Annotated in this window: 17 protein-coding genes; 2 read left to right on the top strand and 15 right to left on the bottom strand. The window is 69.9% G+C overall.

The window, feature by feature from the left end; all coding sequences use genetic code 11:
• Window positions 1–40 precede the first annotated feature (40 nt).
• Entirely contained in the window at window positions 41–958 is a 918-nt protein-coding gene (locus OHA25_RS34680; protein WP_327581122.1) for a UbiA family prenyltransferase, read from the bottom strand.
• A gap of 213 nt (window positions 959–1,171) precedes the next feature.
• Between OHA25_RS34680 and OHA25_RS34675 the strand changes: the two genes are divergently transcribed.
• Window positions 1,172–1,960: an AfsR/SARP family transcriptional regulator gene (locus tag OHA25_RS34675; RefSeq protein WP_327581121.1), complete on the top strand. Its 789-nt coding sequence runs from the start codon at window positions 1,172–1,174 to the stop codon at window positions 1,958–1,960.
• Window positions 1,961–2,001: 41 nt separating this feature from the next.
• Here OHA25_RS34675 and OHA25_RS34670 read toward each other — a convergent pair whose 3' ends face one another.
• The 7 genes from OHA25_RS34670 to OHA25_RS34640 form a co-directional block, all read right to left on the bottom strand.
• Window positions 2,002–2,673: a response regulator gene (locus OHA25_RS34670; protein WP_305917187.1), complete on the bottom strand. Its 672-nt coding sequence runs from the start codon at window positions 2,671–2,673 to the stop codon at window positions 2,002–2,004.
• On the bottom strand, window positions 2,657–3,691 hold the full coding sequence (locus tag OHA25_RS34665) for a sensor histidine kinase (protein ID WP_327581120.1): 1,035 nt from the start codon (window positions 3,689–3,691) through the stop codon (window positions 2,657–2,659). The genes OHA25_RS34670 and OHA25_RS34665 overlap by 17 nt, the downstream gene beginning before the upstream one ends.
• A gap of 276 nt (window positions 3,692–3,967) precedes the next feature.
• Window positions 3,968–4,879: a lantibiotic dehydratase C-terminal domain-containing protein gene (locus OHA25_RS34660; protein ID WP_327581119.1), complete on the bottom strand. Its 912-nt coding sequence runs from the start codon at window positions 4,877–4,879 to the stop codon at window positions 3,968–3,970.
• A gap of 232 nt (window positions 4,880–5,111) precedes the next feature.
• Window positions 5,112–6,008 carry a methylenetetrahydrofolate reductase [NAD(P)H] gene (gene metF, locus OHA25_RS34655; protein WP_327581118.1) on the bottom strand — a complete coding sequence of 299 codons (897 nt, stop codon included), beginning with the start codon at window positions 6,006–6,008 and terminating at the stop codon, window positions 5,112–5,114.
• On the bottom strand, window positions 6,005–7,033 hold the full coding sequence (locus OHA25_RS34650; RefSeq protein WP_327581117.1) for a carbohydrate kinase family protein: 1,029 nt from the start codon (window positions 7,031–7,033) through the stop codon (window positions 6,005–6,007). The genes metF and OHA25_RS34650 overlap by 4 nt, the downstream gene beginning before the upstream one ends.
• Before the next feature lie 14 nt (window positions 7,034–7,047).
• On the bottom strand, window positions 7,048–8,229 hold the full coding sequence (gene metK, locus OHA25_RS34645; protein WP_327581116.1) for a methionine adenosyltransferase: 1,182 nt from the start codon (window positions 8,227–8,229) through the stop codon (window positions 7,048–7,050).
• Between the two features lie 113 nt (window positions 8,230–8,342).
• Window positions 8,343–8,753, bottom strand: a complete 411-nt coding sequence (locus tag OHA25_RS34640) for an organic hydroperoxide resistance protein (protein ID WP_327581115.1) — start codon at window positions 8,751–8,753, stop codon at window positions 8,343–8,345.
• Window positions 8,754–8,836: 83 nt separating this feature from the next.
• Here OHA25_RS34640 and OHA25_RS34635 point away from each other — a divergent pair, with 83 nt between their 5' ends.
• Window positions 8,837–9,409 (top strand): TetR/AcrR family transcriptional regulator, encoded by a 573-nt coding sequence (locus OHA25_RS34635; RefSeq protein WP_327581114.1) that lies wholly within the window; start codon window positions 8,837–8,839, stop codon window positions 9,407–9,409.
• A 78-nt stretch (window positions 9,410–9,487) separates the two neighbouring features.
• Here the strand turns inward: OHA25_RS34635 and OHA25_RS34630 are convergent, their stop codons facing one another.
• The 7 genes from OHA25_RS34630 to OHA25_RS34605 all read right to left on the bottom strand — a co-directional run bounded on the left by OHA25_RS34630 (window position 9,488) and on the right by OHA25_RS34605 (window position 15,488).
• Window positions 9,488–11,074: an acyl-CoA dehydrogenase family protein gene (locus tag OHA25_RS34630; RefSeq protein WP_327581113.1), complete on the bottom strand. Its 1,587-nt coding sequence runs from the start codon at window positions 11,072–11,074 to the stop codon at window positions 9,488–9,490.
• Window positions 11,067–11,930: an FAS1-like dehydratase domain-containing protein gene (locus OHA25_RS34625; protein WP_327581112.1), complete on the bottom strand. Its 864-nt coding sequence runs from the start codon at window positions 11,928–11,930 to the stop codon at window positions 11,067–11,069. Before OHA25_RS34625 ends, OHA25_RS34630 begins: the two co-directional genes overlap by 8 nt.
• The gene (locus OHA25_RS61540) at window positions 11,927–12,127 is read right to left on the bottom strand and encodes a hypothetical protein (RefSeq protein ID WP_442941930.1); all 201 of its coding nucleotides are present in this window, start codon (window positions 12,125–12,127) and stop codon (window positions 11,927–11,929) included. The genes OHA25_RS34625 and OHA25_RS61540 overlap by 4 nt, the downstream gene beginning before the upstream one ends.
• A complete protein-coding gene (locus tag OHA25_RS34620) occupies window positions 12,124–12,411 on the bottom strand; it encodes an acyl-CoA dehydrogenase family protein (protein ID WP_442941929.1) in 288 nt (95 codons plus the stop codon). The genes OHA25_RS61540 and OHA25_RS34620 overlap by 4 nt, the downstream gene beginning before the upstream one ends.
• Entirely contained in the window at window positions 12,408–13,655 is a 1,248-nt protein-coding gene (locus OHA25_RS34615; protein ID WP_327581111.1) for a CoA transferase, read from the bottom strand. The genes OHA25_RS34620 and OHA25_RS34615 overlap by 4 nt, the downstream gene beginning before the upstream one ends.
• Before the next feature lie 151 nt (window positions 13,656–13,806).
• Complete coding sequence (locus OHA25_RS34610) at window positions 13,807–14,310, bottom strand: DUF4240 domain-containing protein (RefSeq protein ID WP_327581110.1); 504 nt, start codon at window positions 14,308–14,310, stop codon at window positions 13,807–13,809.
• Between the two features lie 167 nt (window positions 14,311–14,477).
• On the bottom strand, window positions 14,478–15,488 hold the full coding sequence (locus tag OHA25_RS34605) for a LacI family DNA-binding transcriptional regulator (RefSeq protein WP_327581109.1): 1,011 nt from the start codon (window positions 15,486–15,488) through the stop codon (window positions 14,478–14,480).
• Between the last annotated feature and the right edge of the window lie 135 nt (window positions 15,489–15,623).

The following is a 15,623-nucleotide window of genomic DNA, read 5'->3' as shown; positions in this document are numbered from 1 at the left end:
GAGTGGAGGCGCGTCCACGCCCGGCCGAGGCGGTGCTCACTCACACGGTCAGGGCCAGCGCCACCCCGGCATGCGAGCCGTACTGGGTGGTCATGAAGGCGCGGTACGGCCTGCGCCGGGCGTTCCTGTCACCCCTGGCCGGGGTCAGCGCGAACCATGCCACCACGATCGCTCCCAGCAGGGTCACGACGGCGGACACGATGAGCACCGGCGCCACGTGCAGGGCGGCAAGGAAGAACGCCACGCCGAGGGCCGGCGCGATCAGGCCGACCAGCCGCCGCGCCGCGGTGTCGCCCAGCAGCACGGCGATCGTGCGGCGGCCCGCCGCGCGGTCGCCGTCGATGTCGCCGAAGTCCTTGGCGATGGCGCCGACCAGGCCCATCCACAGCGACATCGCGCCCGCGCAGACGAGCGCCGGCAGGCCGCCGCCGGACGCGGCGCTGGCGGATCCGGCCAGGTAGGTCACCAGTCCGCCGAGTGCGGCCACGGCGATCGTCGCGCCGGGGTTGTTCTTGAGCTGGAACGGCGGCGCGGAGTACAGGTAGCCGAGCAGCATGAAGATGACGACGGCCACGAGGAACTCCCAGCCCATGACGATGCCCCCGGCCAGCGCCCCCACGCCGGTCAGCCGCACGTATCGGAGCGCGACGTGCCTGGGCAGGACGCCGGAGGCGATGGGGCGGCGGGAGCCGTTGATGCGGTCCTCCAGCACGTCGGTCGCCCCGTTGAGGAGATAGACGAACACGACCGCGCACTCCCAGGTGAACGCGCCGAAGCCGACGGCGGCGAGGTCGGTCTCACCCGCGGTGTAGCCGAGCGCGGCTCCCGTGAGGAACCGGAACAGGAAGATGATCTGGACGATCGGGCGGGCCTCGGACAGGCATAAGCCGAGATCGGAAATCGCGGTGGCTGGGATTCGGCGAAGGGCTGCGCTTCGGTTCGGTGTGTTGTCCCCCATGCTCCGGACCGTATGCGCGGCGGCCGTGAACGGAAAAGAGGTGTAGTGCCAAGGTTAGCCGGCGACGCGGCGTCGCCGCCCGGAAGGACTACATTCTCCGGACGGAAGATGTAATACCACCGGCTCTGCCTGCCGCACTTTCGATGTGGCCGCCTTGTCGCCGGCGTGGTGCGCTATCTAAGGTGCAGGCATTCCGCTACGAATGAGGTGCCAATGATTCGGTTCACGATTCTGGGCGCGCTGACGGCGATGAACGGGGAACGAGAATTCACTCCGAGAACACCCAAAGTCTGCCAGGTACTCGCCTTGTTACTCTCCCGGGCCAATCGCATAGTCGGGTTCGAGTCCTTGATCGAGGAGCTGTGGGGTGAGGACCCGCCGAAGACCGCACAGAGCACCGCTCAGACCTACATCTACCAACTCAGGAAGGCCCTTGAGCGGGAGAGGCTGGCCACCCCCGCGGGGGAGCTGCTGGTGACCAAGCCCTTCGGCTACGTCCTGCAGGTCGACGGCGATCAACTGGACGCGTACGTCTTCCAGCGCATGCTCGCCGAGGGGCGGAAGGCGCTGGCCGAGGGCCGCTACCTTGAGGCCTCCCGGCAGCTCGGCAGGGCGCTCGACCTGTGGACGGGGCCGCCCCTGGCCAACGTCTCCCAGGGATCGCTGCTGCGCGCCTACCGTGTCCACCGGGAAGAGGAGCGGCTGCGCGCTGTGGAGCTGCGCATCCAGGCAGACGTCCTGCTCGGCCGGCATCGCGAGCTCGTCGGCGAGCTCAAGGCGCTGGCCGCGACCTATCCGCACAACGAATGGTTCCATGCCCAGCTCATCTCCGCGCTCTGCAGGAGCGGACGGCGCAGCGAGGCCCTGCACGCCTATCGCAACGTGCGATCGATACTCAACCAGGACCTCGGCATCGACCCCTCCCGGGAGCTGCAGGACCTGCACCAGGCCATCCTGACCACCGGCCTGGACACCGGTCCCGAGCTGCAGTTCGCCGGCTGATCGACCCGAGCGGTAGCGCCCCCCGGGGGAGGCGCTACCGGTCATTCGTCGGTCCAGCTCGGGATGAGCGAGGCCGAGATGGCCTTGCTCACCGCGTCGATCCTGGACACCGCGCCGAGCTTGGTGAAGATGCTGTGCAGGTGGCGTTTGACCGTCGCCTCGGTGAGGTGCAGCCTGCTGGCGATCTGCGCATTGCTCATGGCCGCCGAGGCGAGCCTGAGCACCTCGATCTCCCGCGCGGACAGCACGCCGATCGGCGGCCGGTCGTCGCGGGCGGAGCCGCGCATTCCGGCCACGCTCCCCGCGGAGATCGACAGCAGGACCCGGGTGGAGCTGGTGTGCGCCATCCTGACCGCCGCCATCAGCTCGTGCCAGCTCGCGCTCTTCAGCAGGTAGGCCCGCGCGCCGAGCGCGATCAGCTCCTGGATCAGCCTGGGCTCGTCCTGCATGCTCACGATGACGACCCGGGTGCCGGGCGAGGCCGCCTTCACGGCCCGCATCGTGGTGGTGACGTCCTCCCCGGGCAGGGACACGTCGAGCAGCAGGATGGCGGGCCGCAGCTCGGCGATCAGCTTGACGGCGGTGGCGCCGTCACCCGCCTCCCCCACGACCACGATGTCGTCCTGGTCCTGGAAGATCTCTCGTAATCCGACGCGGAAGAGCGTGTGGTCATCGACGATGACGACGGTGATCTGATCAGTAGGTGCCGGCATTGCCGTCCCTCAGCAACGGAACCGTCAGTTCCACGCGCGTGCCCTTGCCGATGCGGCTGGAGACCAGCGTGTTCCCGCCGAGGAGGGCCGCCCGCTCCGCCATGATCGACAACCCGGCCCCGTCACTGGCGCCGGTGGCGGCGAAGCCCGTGCCGTCGTCGGCGACCGTGGCCCTGAGCTCGTGCGGCGCGATGTCGATCTGCACCAGGACCCGCCCGGCCCCGCTGTGGTCCAGGGCGTTGCGCAGTGCCTCCCTGACGATCAGGAACACCTCGTCCCGCACCTGGTGGTCCACCCAGCTCTCGTCCCCGTTGACGACCACGGACGTGACCGCCCTCACGGGCTCGGCCTCGAACAGGAAGGAGTGCAGCGCCTTCTCCAGGCTGGGCACCGACTCCGACACGCGCAGGTCGCCGATGAGCTTTCGGATCGCCTCTATGGCCTCCTCCAGGGCGAGTTGGACCATGGAGACGCAACGCCTGACGTGCTCCGGATCGAGGTTCCGGCCGCGGCGCTGGAGGCTCTCCAGGTTCCGGTGGCCGACCGTCACCCCGTAGCTCACCCTGTCGTGGAGCTCGCGGGCCAGCCTGGCGCGCTCGTCGGACTGCACGCGATGGATCTCCTGCAGCAGGAAGCTCGCGTACCAGCTCGACGCCTCCCGGATACGCAGCGCGATGCTCTTGCTCAACAGCAGCGAGAGCTCGACCAGGGCCTGCCTCGCGTCCTCACGCTCGGGTCCGAGGCGCTGGTCGACCCAGCGCAGCACCACCTCGAAGAGGATCTCGGCCGCGCGCAGCGACTCGGTCGGGTGCACGCCGTGCCGCGCCCGCGTGACGGCGATCTCCCTGCTGATGTCCTCGCCCCTCGTCGTGGGCGCGGAGTCGCGCAGCCCTTCAACCACGTCGGCGACGATGCTGGTACAACTCGCCAGCACCTGCTCGGCGGACTCCGGGTTACGCAAAAGTGAACTATTCGCGTTATTGAGCTCCTGCTCGTATGCGGTGCGGACCTCCACCACGGAAGACTCCAGCAAATCCGCCACTAACCATCGAACCTCGCCGCTTGGCCCGAGTCGTCCCACGATTCGCCCCAATGGATAGTTTGACCCCGTACTTAACCATCCGCAGCGGCTCAACCCAGTGACTGTGCAACAACTGTGCTGCCCCCGTCTTACATGAGCCAATTTCAGATTTCTGCCTGGATACTTATGGCCACGTGAGTCAAACCATGTCCATCAAACCGTCGCATGTCAACCTTTGTCGGAAAGTCCCTGGTTGTGGCGTCGAGTCGCGTGTCATGCCGTGGCCCCGTCGTTGGCCAGGGCCGCGACGGCCTCGGTCGCCAGGTGGCGCAGGGACTCCTCCTCGACCAGGGGCACACCGAGCCGGTTGCAGAGGAGGCGAGCGCACCTGTCCATGACGGCGAACGCGCTCCCGCCCGCATCGCGCCGCCCCTCCCGCGACGTCAGCGTCTCACGCAGCGTGGTGACGGACCGCGCCCAGGCCGCGAGGGCTCCGGAGTTTTCGGCCGTCCGGATCCGCCTCGCCAGCGTGATCGCCTGCTCCCGCTGGGACTCGAGTGCGCGGCCCTTGTCGAGGAGGCCCACTTGCTCGGCGCTCCTGCCGGAGGCCCTGACCAGCTCGGTCAGCCGCTGCGGCTCGGATACGGAGGCGAACCAGGCGATGCACGTCATCGCGTACGCGGCCGTGGCCCGCTCGCCCGGCGTGAGGCCGTCCACCAGCATGTCCAACGCAAGCCTGCTGGACTCGACGAAGTGGCGCTCCACCGCCCGGACCGCCGGACCGTCCCTGTGGCGCCCGTGCTCCCGCCGGTACGGCACGAGCAGCAGCGAGTTGTTGGGATAAAGGCTGCGAGAGTAGGAGGACACCCGCTCCTGGCGCGCGAGCAGGGCCGCCATCCGCTCGTAGTCCTTCTGCCTGGCCGCGGTCGTGGACGGCCGCGTGGCGAAGAATTCACCGAGTCGTTCGCTGATCACCGTCTCGACGTCGCCCCGCTCGACCGCCGGCTCGGGCAGTATCCGGAGCCTGAGGTGATTTCCCCCATCCCAGCAGCGCAGGAAGAAGAAGTCCGTCGCCAGCCCACGCTCGGTCAGCTCCGCAGCCAGCGGCGCCACGGCGTCCACCAGCAGCTGGTCGAGATCATCGTGGTAGAAGGCGTGAGCACTGACCCACCTCGCCTCATCCACTCTCAACCTCCCTCGCTCCGACTCCCTGCCTGCCTGCCGCCCCCGCCTGTCCCCCGGCACTCCCGGAAACACGCCACCGGCCTACGCGCTCGCGCTCTTCCAGCGGAAGCAGCAGGCATCATCGGCGGCCCCTCGGACGACGGGTGGATGCATCCTGGCGCTGATCACTCAAGGCCGGATCGAGGCTTGATCGAGGCCTGATACAGACTGTCAGGGTGCTTTACAGCTCTTGTCATATTCCCAGTCGCCGGCATACCTCCAGCGTCGCCGCCGACGTGTTGAAGGTCATGAAGTGAATTCCCGGCACGCCCTCGTCCAGGAGCCTGACGCACATGTCCACCGTGTGATCGATGCCGAGCCGGCGCACGGCCTCAGGGTCATGGGCGACCCGGTCGAACGCAGCGGCCAGTTCGGGCGGGAATGGCGCGCCCGAGAGCTGCTCCGATCTTTCAATGGTGCTCATCCGGGTCACCGGCATGATGCCGGGAATGATCGGGGTGTCGCAGCCGCGGGCGGCGACGCGGTCTCTCAACCTCAAATAGTCCTCGACCCGGAAGAACATCTGGGTAATGGCGTAGTCGGCGCCCGCACGGCATTTCTCGACGAAGTGCCGGGTGTCACTCTCGACGTCAGGTGAGCGGGGATGGCGGTAGGGGAAGGCGGCCACGCCGACGCAGAAGTCCCCGGCGACCTTGATCAGCCTGACGAGGTCGGCCGCGTAGGCGACCCCTTGGGGGTGCTTGGTCCACTGCCCCAGGGGATCGCCGCCCGGCGGATCGCCGCGCAGCGCCAGGAGGTTCCGCACGCCCGCCGCCGCGAACCGGCCGACGAGGTGACGCAGTTCGGCCACCGAGTGGTCGACCGCGACCAGGTGCGCCACGGGCAGCCGCGTCGTATCGCCGGCGAGCCGTTCAGTGATCTCCACGGTGCGGTCGCGGGTCGATCCGCCGGCGCCGTACGTGACCGAGACGAACGTCGGGCGCACCGCCTCCAGCTCGCGGATCGTCCGCCAGAGCGCCTGTTCGCCCTGAGGGGTCTTGGGCGGGAAGAACTCGAAGGAGATGGAGGGAGTGCCCGCCGCGAGCAGCTCCCGGACCGAGGAGCTCCGCTGGATCGTCAGGTGCGTCATGGCGACACCAGCGCCATCATGGGGACCTTGCCCAGCGCGACCTCGGCCTGCGCCTCCGCGGCCCGCTGGAGCTCGGTGGCCGCCGCGCCCCCGTAGGTGTCCGCCACCCGTTCCACCGCGGTCTCGAGATGGAACTCATATCCCTGGCCGCCCACCGACTCGATCGCCAGTGCGGCCATGAGGCAGCCGGCCTGAGCCGCGCGCTCCAGCGGGAATCCCCAGGCGACCCCGGCGAAGAACCCGGCGCGGAACGCGTCGCCCGCACCGGTCGGATCGACCGGCTCCTTCACCGGAACCGCAGGCACGAAGATCGGCTCCATGCCGCGCCGGTCGACGCGTGCGCCGTCGGCGGCCAGGGTGGTCACCCAGACCTCGACCCGCTCCAGCACGTCCCTCTCCGACCAGCCGCACTTGCCCAGGAGCAGAGACCGCTCGTACTCGTTGGTGAGCAGGTAATGTGCGCCATCCAGCAACGAGACGATCTCGTCCGCGGCGAGCAGAGCGAGTTGTTGTGAGGGGTCGGCGGCGAACGGGTATCCGCGGGCCCGGCACTCCTCGGAGTGGCGGGCCATGGCGGCCGGCTCGTTCGGGCTGACGATCACCAGCTCGCACCCGCCCACGCGCCGTACGACCGGGGCCAGCTCGATCTCCCCCGCCTCCCGCATCGCCCCGGGGTAGAACGAGGCGATCTGGTTCCCGTCGAGGTCGGTCGTGCAGGAGAAGCGGGCCGTGTGATGGCTGTCGGAGATCCTGACCGACTCGACGTCCACCCCGTGCTGGAGCAGCCATCTGCCGTAGTCGCCGAAGTCGGGGCCCGCGGCGCCGACCAGGGTGGGGAACAGGTTGAGCTGGCCCAGGCCGTAGGCGATGTTGGCGCCGACGCCACCCCTGCGCACGGTGAGACGGTCGACGAGGAAGGACAGCGACACCGTGTCGAGCTTGTCCTTGACGAGCTGCTCGGTGATCCGGCCGGGGAAGGTCATCAGATGATCCATCGCGATCGAACCGGTAACGATGATGCTCATGGATGCCAGCTCCTTCACACGGCCCTGCCGAGAGCGTCGGCGCGGTCGGTGCTCTCCCAGGACAGGCCCTCGCGCCCGAAGTGCCCGTAGGCCGAGGTCTGCGCGTAGATCGGGCGCAGCAGATCCAGGTCGCGGATGATCGCCGCGGGGCGGAGGTCGAACACCTTGGTCACGGCGTCCTGGATCTTCGCGACCTCGGTCTTCTCGGTGCCGAAGGTCTCGACGAACAGTCCGACGGGGTGCGCCTTGCCGATCGCGTACGCCACCTGCACCTCGCACCGGTCGGCCAGTCCCGCCGCCACGACGTTCTTGGCCACCCACCGCATCGCGTACGCGGCCGAGCGGTCCACCTTGGACGGGTCCTTGCCGGAGAAGGCGCCGCCGCCGTGCCGGGCCATCCCGCCGTAGGTGTCCACGATGATCTTGCGGCCGGTCAGCCCCGCGTCACCCATCGGGCCGCCGATCTCGAACCGCCCGGTCGGGTTGACCAGCAGGCGATAGCCCTCGGTTTCGATGCCGACCTCGGCCAGCAGCGGCGCCACGACGTGCTCGGCGATGTCGGGGACGAGCAGGCCGTCCAGGTCGACGCCGGAGGCGTGCTGGCTGGAGACGACGATGGTGTCCAGCCGCACCGGCCGGTCGCCGTCGTACTCGACGGTCACCTGCGTCTTGCCGTCCGGCCGCAGGTACGGCACGACGCCGCTCTTGCGCACCTCGGACAGCCGCCGGGCGAGCCGATGGGCCAGTGCGATCGGCAGCGGCATCAGCTCGGGCGTGTCCCGGCAGGCGTAGCCGAACATCAGCCCCTGGTCTCCGGCGCCCTGCCGGTCGAGCTCGTCGCCGTCGCCGGCCACCCGGTGCTCGTAGGCGTCGTCGACGCCCTGGGCGATGTCGGGCGACTGCGCGCCGATGGACACCGACACTCCGCAGGAGGCGCCGTCGAACCCCTTGACCGACGAGTCGTACCCGATCTCCAGCAGCGTCCTCCTGACGATGGCCGGGATGTCGGCGTAGGTCTTGGTCGTGACCTCGCCCGCGACGTGCACCTGGCCGGTGGCGATCAGCGTCTCGACCGCGACCCGGCTGGTGGCGTCGCCACTCAGCAGCTCGTCGAGTATCGCGTCGCTGATCTGGTCGGCGATCTTGTCGGGGTGGCCCTCCGTGACAGACTCGGATGTGAACAAGCGACCGCCCATGTCTCCTCCGCATCTCCAGACGATGCGCCGATGATGAGCGGTCCCGATCGAGTTTCGAGCCAGGGCCGCTGAGTGAGCCGTCATCGGCGTCACCCAGCGGCACATGGCCTTCCTTACTCCACGACCAGGTTGACCGGGATGTTGCCGCGGGTGGCGTTGGAGTAGGGGCACACCTGGTGGGTGGCCTCGACGAGCTCACGGGCGGTCTCCGGGGCGATCGAGTCGGGCAGCTCGACCCGGAGCGTGGCCTCGAGCTGGAAGCCGCCCTGGCCGTTCGGCGACAGGCCGACCTCGGCCGTGACCGACGCGTCCGAGACGTCGATCTTCTTCTGAGCGCCCACCAGCCGCATCGCCGAAGCGAAGCAGGCCGCGTACCCGGCGGCGAAGAGCTGCTCGGGGTTCGTGCCCTCACCGTCGCCGCCCAGCTCCTTCTGCAGGGCCAGCTTGACGTCCAGCCGTCCGTCCGAGGAGACCGCGCGGCCGTCGCGCCCGGCGGAGGTGGCGATGGCGGTGTACATGCTCATGACGATGCCCTTTCTTAGTAAACAGACCTGTCTGTCTGCCGCATGCCATGAGAGTAGACAGATCTGTCTGGTATCGTCAACATGTGAGCGCAGAAACGTTGGAAGGCCGTCGCCCGAGCGCGGCGCGCACCCGCGTGCTCGACACCGCGGCGCGCCTGTTCTACCGGGAGGGCGTGCACACGGTCGGGATCGACCGGATCATCGCGGAGGCGGACGTCGCCAAGGCGACCTTCTACAAGCACTTCCCGAGCAAGGACGACCTTGTCCGCGCGTACGTGACCGAGCAGAGCGCGCGACAGCGCGCCGCGGCCGCCACCATGCAGGCTGATTCTCCGCGCGAGAAGCTGATGGGCATTTTCGCCTTCATGTGCGAGTTCGGGGCCGGCCCCACCTACCGCGGCTGTCCCTTCGTCAACACGGCGGCCGAATATCCTGATCCCGGTCACCCCGTGCGGCAGGCCATCACCGAGTACCGCCGCTGGGTCCGCGACCTCTACCGGGACCTGCTCGCCGCCGACGGCCACCCCGACGCGGAGCGGACCGCCGACATTCTCCTGCTGCTCAGGGACGGACTCGTGGTCGGCTTCGACCTCGACGACCCCGCCCGAGTGCGTGCCGCCCTCCTGGAAGCACTCGACAGAGTGCTGGGCGGGTAACGGACTCGGGCACATCGGACACCGTGCCGGACTCGGGCACATCGGACACCGTGCCGGACTCGGGCACATCGGATGAGGTCAGGGTTGTGCCAGGCGGCGGGCGATGACCCGGAGCGCGAGGACCTCGTCGGCGCCTTCGAAGATCGACAGCACGCGGGCGTCCACGAACAGCCGCGAGACGGCGTACTCCTCGGCGTACCCGTAGCCGCCGTGCAGCTGCTGGGCTTCGCGGGTGACCCACTCGGCCGCCCGGCAGGCGACCTGCTTCACCTGCGCGGCCTCGAGGTCGCCGTCGCCGGCCGCGACCGCACGCGCCGCCGCGAACGTGAACGCGCGGCACGCGGCGATCAGCGCCGCCATTCTGGCGATCTTGGCCCGGGTGAGCTGGTAGCCCGCGAGCGACCGGCCGAAGACCGGCCGCTGCCGGGTGTAGTCCACGGCGAGTTCGAGTGCCGACTGCATGACGCCGACGGCCCGGGCGGCGGTCTGCAGGCGCGCGTTGGCGAACGCCCGCATCTGCAGGTAGAAGCCGCGCCCGAGGCCGTCGTCCAGGCCGATCAGGTCGGCGGCGGGCACGCGCCAGCCGTCGAACCCGACCTCGAAGGAGTGCATGCCGCGATAGCCGAGGGTACGGATGGCGCGCCCTTCGATGCTCCCGCCGCCCTCCTGGGTGAGGCGCCAGGTGTGGCCGGTGAAGGACGGTTTCTCCACGACGAACAGCGACAGCCCTCGGTGGGCGGCGGTGCGGTCCGGGTCGGTGCGGGCGAGGACGAGCAGGTAGTGGGCGCGGCCGGCGAAGGTGCACCAGGTCTTGACGCCGTTCAGCACCCACTCCTCGCCGTCCCTGGCCGCACTGGTGGTGATGGCGGCGACGTCCGACCCGCAGCCGGGCTCGGTCACCGCGACGGCGCACAGCCGCTCCCCCGACGCGATCGCGGGTAGCCAGCGCCGTTTCTGCTCCTCTGTGCCGCCCCGGATGATCGCGGCACCGATGATCTCAGGGCGCGTGATGAGCGAGCCCGCGGCCCCGAGCGAGGCGCGGGAGAGCTCTTCGGTCACCACGACCATGCTCAGCAGCTCGTCGGCGCCGCCTTCGGCGTAGCCGCCGTACGCGGCGGGGATCGACAGCCCGTAGCAGCCCATGTCGGCGAGGCCGTCGATGATGGCGTCGGGGATGTCCTCGTCGTCGCGGTGTATGCGGCCGGCCGCCGGGGCGATCTGGTCGGCGGCGAATTCGCGGAAGGCGGTGCGGACGAGCTGCAGCTCGTCGGACAGGTGTCGCGGTCCCGCCTCGCCGGTGGCCATGACCCGCGCGGCCACCCGTTCCAGGAGTGCAGGATCCCGTCCCGCGGCGACGTGTGCGGCGATCCCGTCCAGCGCGGTCCGGTCCACACCCCACAGGCCTTCCCGTCCGGTGATGCGACCGGCCAGCTCGGCGGCGACGTCGGCGGCGTAGAGCAACGCCAGGTCGTCCTCGCTACGGCTGCGGGCGTGGGCCTGATGGCCGAGCAGTGATGCGGCGGCCGCGACGGACGACGACACGGACGCCACATCGTAGGCGACGGCCTGGTGCTCGTCGACCGGCTGCACGTGCGCGGCGGCCTTGCCGACGACGGCCTGCAACGTCTCGACGATGGCGCGGGCGCGGGCGGCCGGTTCACGCATGGCGGGCCCCTTCGATCGTCAACGTGGAGCAGGGCTCGCCGGAATCATCGCCGAACAGGCCCAGCGTGAGCGGAGCGGCACCGACCCGGCGCAGTCGGGCGGGCTGGCCGCAGAACAGGGGTTTGCGGTTCCGGTGCCGCATGCGCAGGATCGGCGCATCATGTTTCTCCAGCCGCAGCACCTCGGCGAGGGCCATCGTCATCAGCGGCCCATGCACCACCAGGCCCGGATACCCCTCGACGCGGGTGGCGTACGGCCAGTCGTAGTGGATGCGGTGCGGGTTCGCCGTGGCGGCGCTGAAGCGCATCAGCAGAGTCGGATCGGTGGCGAGATCCCACACCCACTCCCCCGCCCGGGTCAAGGGCGGGCCGGCCGGAACCTGGGCGGCCGGGATCTCGATGTCCGCCGCGAAGGGGACGGGCACCGCGTCACGGTAGATGAGGTCCTGGCGTTCTTCGAGCGCGAGCCGGTCGCGCTCGTCGTACAGCGTGGTGGCGACGACCACCACGACCAGCCTGCCCGAGCGCCCGGACTTCTCGGTGACCGACTCCACCCGTGACTCGCGCCGGACCGTGGCACCGACCGTGAGCGGAGCGTGGAAGGCGACCTCGCCGCCGGCGAACACGCGCCGCGGCAGCTCCACCGGAGGCAGGAACGACCCGCGCGCAGGATGACCGTCCACGCCGAGCACGGACGAGACGGGCCAGCGGGCCAGCGCGACCCAGTGCCACAACGGTGACAGGGCGTCTCCCGGACCGATCACGGGCATGCCGTCGTCGAACAGCGCCGACAGGGCCGCCACGGGATGGGGTTCGACCGTTTCGACGGTGGTGACGGTGTGCGGGGCCCAGCTCATCGGATTCTCTCGCTCACGTGATGGGGTTGCGCGCGATCAGTTGCGTACCCACCGTGGCACCCACCGAGCACGGCAGAGGCGGGGACTCTCATGCGCTCGAAGACGAGCCCGCACGCCTCGACGCCACGGTAGCCGAGCTTCGGCAGGTCCTTGGAGATGTGCAGGCCGTCCCGCGGCTCGACGAGCAGCACGCTCATGCCCTGGTGGGAGGACTTTTGTCCTGATCGGTCACGCACAGCAGGCCTATCGAGTGCCGGGCGTTGGAGATCCACGTCTTCGACCCGGTGATCAGCAGGTCGCCGCCGCCGGCGACCGCGTGCGTGCGCATGGCCTGCAAGCCGCCGCCGCCGCCCGGCTCGGTGAGCGCCATCGTGGCCCTGTCCCCCGCCTCGTAGTCCCGCACCCGCGGCCGGACCCGCTCGTCGACGAAAGCACCGGTCAGGGCCACGATGTCCCGCTCGTCCTGGTTCAGTGCGCTCATGATCGTTCTCCGCTTCCCGCGCTGCGAATGATGCCGTCCTCCCTCAGCTTGGCGAGGTCCTGCGCGGACAAGCCGAGCTCGCCGCGCAGCACCTCCTCGGTGTGCTGCCCCACCAGCGGCGCGGCCGCAGGAGGCGGCTGCCGCCCGTCCATCATCAGGGGAGCTCCCGGCGCCCAGTGATCGCCGACGCCCGGCTGGTGGAGCAGCGCCATCAGCGGGTGCTCCGGCAGCAGGCCGGCGAGCTCCGCGAAGCTCCGGTACGCCGACCACAACACCCGGGTGTCACGCAACGCCGCCTCCGCCTCGGCCAGGGTGTGAGCCTCGAACCAGCTCCCGAGCAGCTCGCCGAGCACCTTGCGGTGCCGGTGGCGCTGCGACTCCTCAGTGAAGTCGGCCCCGAGTGCGGCGGCCAGCGCGGCGACCACGTCGGTGAGGCCGGTCGCGGCGAGGAGGTCCCGCCAGTGCCGCGGCGTGAGGGCGACGATCATCAGCCGCCCGCCGTCGGCGGTGGCGAAATCCCGCCCGAAGGTGCCGTAGACGTGGTTGCCGTCGCGTTCCCTGGGTGAGGTGCTCAGCTGGGCTTCGGCGAGGTAGCCGAGATTGCCCGCGGTCGCCAGGGCGACGTCCTCGAGCGCGAGACGCACTTGCTGTCCTTCGCCCGTCAGCAGGCGGTGCCGTTCGGCGGCCAGCATCCCGGCCGCCAGGTAGAGCCCGGCGGCGAGGTCCCAGGCCGGCACCACGCTGTTGACCGGCTGCGCGGTGTCCGGCGGGCCGGTCAGGAGGGGGAATCCGGTGGCCGCCTGGACGGTGTAGTCCACCGCGGCCCCGCCGTCGCGGCGGCCGGTGAGCAGCACGTGGATCACGTCGGGGCGGCGCGCCCGCAACGCCGCGTACGACAACTCGCGGAACCGGTCCGCGTTGCTGACCACGATCCCGGCGCGGACCACCAGGTCGGCGACGAGCCTGCGGCCCTCCTCGCGTGACAGGTCCACCTCGATGGCGCGCTTGCCCTTGTTGAGCCCCGACCAGTAGAGGCTCGTGCCGCTCGCGGCCAGCGGCCACCGGGTACGGTCGACCGCGCCGCCGACCGGCTCCACTCTGATCACGTCCGCGCCCAGCTGAGCCAGCGTCATCCCGCACAGCGGCGTGGCCACGTAGCTGGACAGCTCGACGACCCGCAGACCGCGCAGCGGCCGCGCCCGCCCGCCGGCGCCGTCCGTCACCGACCCGCCTTCGGTCTCCACTATGTCGTCTCCTGACCTGGTCTCGGGGGCTCGTTTCACCCCGCATAGCTCGGCTTTGAGGACGTTTCCGTTAGCTAGGCGCCCTCCACGTCGTACCCACCCGTTCCCGCTCACGTGCACGGGCGCGGGCGCGGCATGATCCGTGCGTGGGTCAGGAGGGCCAGCCGGCGGTGTTCGAGCACGACTCGCGGGAGATTCCCGAGCCGGTTTCCGGGTAGGTCCCGTAGCGCTCGTCGTGCAGGTGGGCGAAGAAGTAACACATCTCCTCGCACCAGGCGTCCAGCACGGCCAGCCGCGGATCCCGGAGCACGCCGGCGTAGAAGTCACGGCCCATGGCGACGACGAAGCCGCGTGCGTACAGGAAGCCGTCGTCGGAGCCGTCGGTCACCGTTTGGATGTCCGCGCGGTCGATGTCGTAGAGCTTCCGCTCGACCACCCGATCGAGGTCCGTCAGCTCCTCGGCCGGCAAATCCCGGCTGCTCGCCGCGAGGTTGGCGAGGAAGTCCTCCAGCGCCTCGTCGATGACGGCGAGCACGGCGTCCGCGCCGGAACCGGGACTCCTGTCCGTGAGCGCCTGTCGCGCCTGGCCGACGTCCGCGCCGAGGGGCGCCCAGGCCGCCTCCACCATGTCCCAGAAACGTTCCTCAGCGTCCATCGCCCACCTCTCAAAAGCCGATCTTGTGCATCCGCGCCGATCAGCAAACCAGGCAGGACCGACAGAATCAGGGTGGTCACACCGCCTTGGCCAGGAGCAGGCGATGTCGTCGCGTTCGCCGTTCGCTGTCCGCAGGAGAATTGATCCTTCCCGCGCTTACCGGTCTGCTATGAGGACCGGTGCTCGCTGCTGGCGCGGACGATGAGCGAGGTGGCCAGCTCGATGCGGGTCCCCGCGGGCCCGCCCGGGTGGGTCAGCACCTCGGAGATGAGCCGTACGGCCTCGTTGGCCATGTCGTCGAGCGGCTGGCGCACGGTGGTGAGCGGGGGCGACAACATCTCGCACAAGGGCGAGTCGTCGAACCCGACCACGGACAGGTCGCCGGGGATGCGGACGCCGCGCTCGGCGGCCGCCTGGTAGACGCCCGCGGCCTGCAGGTCGGATCCGGCGAAGATCGCGGTGGGCGGGTCGTCACGATCGAGCAGTTCGGCGCCGAACAGCTTGCCGCCGGAGACGAGGAAGTCGCCGTAGCGGGTCAACGCGGGGTCGGGTTCGATGCCGAACGTGCGGTGCGCGGCCAGGTAGCCCTCGTATCGGTCGAGTGTGCACTGCACGTCGAGCGGCCCGCCGATGAACCCCACCCGGGTGTGCCCCAGCTCGAGCAAGTGGGTGGTCGCCATGACGCCGCCGGACCAGTTCGTGGCCCCGACCGTGGACATGCGCGGGTCGCGTTGCCCGACGGGGTCCAGCAGCACGAGGGGGACGTGCAGCAGCTCTCCGATGGCCGCGATCTCGTCCTTCTGGTGCCGGGAGAGCACGAGCACGATGCCGTCGGTGCCGCGCTTGCGCAGGATCCCGATCCAGCGCCGCAGGTCGAAGTCGGGCCGCGCGGACGAGGTCACCACGAGCGAGAATCCCCATCGCGCCGCCGCCCGCTCCGCGCCCTTGATGAGGACCTGCGCCCACGGCGAGCCGAGCCCGTCGATGAGCAGGTCGACCATGCCGACCCGGGGCGTGCTCGGCGGGCGCGGCGTCTCGTAGCCGAAGGCCCGGACGGCTTCGAGGACCTTGTCCCTGGTGGCGGCCGAGACGTGCTTCTTACCGCTCAGGACCTTGGAAACCGTCGGCACCGACACTCCTGCGGCCGCCGCGACGTCGGCGAGCGTCGCTCGGGGCACAGAACCTCCCGCTGTAGCGGTGCCGCCATCCGGCTGACACCGGCGAGTGACAACTTTCGGAAAATCACGCGAAAGCCACTAGCTCTCTGAACTGGGCTAATCGGCCTTTTGTTTGAATCAAGGGGGACTGTTGAC

Origin of the sequence: Nonomuraea sp. NBC_00507 (assembly GCF_036013525.1) — a bacterium.
GTDB lineage: Bacteria > Actinomycetota > Actinomycetes > Streptosporangiales > Streptosporangiaceae > Nonomuraea.
The sequence above is the reverse complement of the archived record's forward strand: the minus strand, read 5'-3'. Positions and strand labels throughout refer to the sequence as shown.

Excerpts from the sequence above, each read along its gene's own strand:
- OHA25_RS34680 (WP_327581122.1), bottom strand. The coding sequence starts at position 958 with ATGGGGGACAACACACCGAACCGAAGCGCAGCCCTTCGCCGAATCCCA.
- OHA25_RS34675 (WP_327581121.1), top strand. The coding sequence starts at position 1,172 with ATGATTCGGTTCACGATTCTGGGCGCGCTGACGGCGATGAACGGGGAA.
- OHA25_RS34670 (WP_305917187.1), bottom strand. The coding sequence starts at position 2,673 with ATGCCGGCACCTACTGATCAGATCACCGTCGTCATCGTCGATGACCAC.
- metF (WP_327581118.1), bottom strand. The coding sequence starts at position 6,008 with ATGACGCACCTGACGATCCAGCGGAGCTCCTCGGTCCGGGAGCTGCTC.
- OHA25_RS34650 (WP_327581117.1), bottom strand. The coding sequence starts at position 7,033 with ATGAGCATCATCGTTACCGGTTCGATCGCGATGGATCATCTGATGACC.
- metK (WP_327581116.1), bottom strand. The coding sequence starts at position 8,229 with ATGGGCGGTCGCTTGTTCACATCCGAGTCTGTCACGGAGGGCCACCCC.
- OHA25_RS34640 (WP_327581115.1), bottom strand. The coding sequence starts at position 8,753 with ATGAGCATGTACACCGCCATCGCCACCTCCGCCGGGCGCGACGGCCGC.
- OHA25_RS34630 (WP_327581113.1), bottom strand. The coding sequence starts at position 11,074 with ATGCGTGAACCGGCCGCCCGCGCCCGCGCCATCGTCGAGACGTTGCAG.
- OHA25_RS34625 (WP_327581112.1), bottom strand. The coding sequence starts at position 11,930 with ATGAGCTGGGCCCCGCACACCGTCACCACCGTCGAAACGGTCGAACCC.
- OHA25_RS61540 (WP_442941930.1), bottom strand. The coding sequence starts at position 12,127 with ATGAGCGTGCTGCTCGTCGAGCCGCGGGACGGCCTGCACATCTCCAAG.
- OHA25_RS34620 (WP_442941929.1), bottom strand. The coding sequence starts at position 12,411 with ATGAGCGCACTGAACCAGGACGAGCGGGACATCGTGGCCCTGACCGGT.
- OHA25_RS34610 (WP_327581110.1), bottom strand. The coding sequence starts at position 14,310 with ATGGACGCTGAGGAACGTTTCTGGGACATGGTGGAGGCGGCCTGGGCG.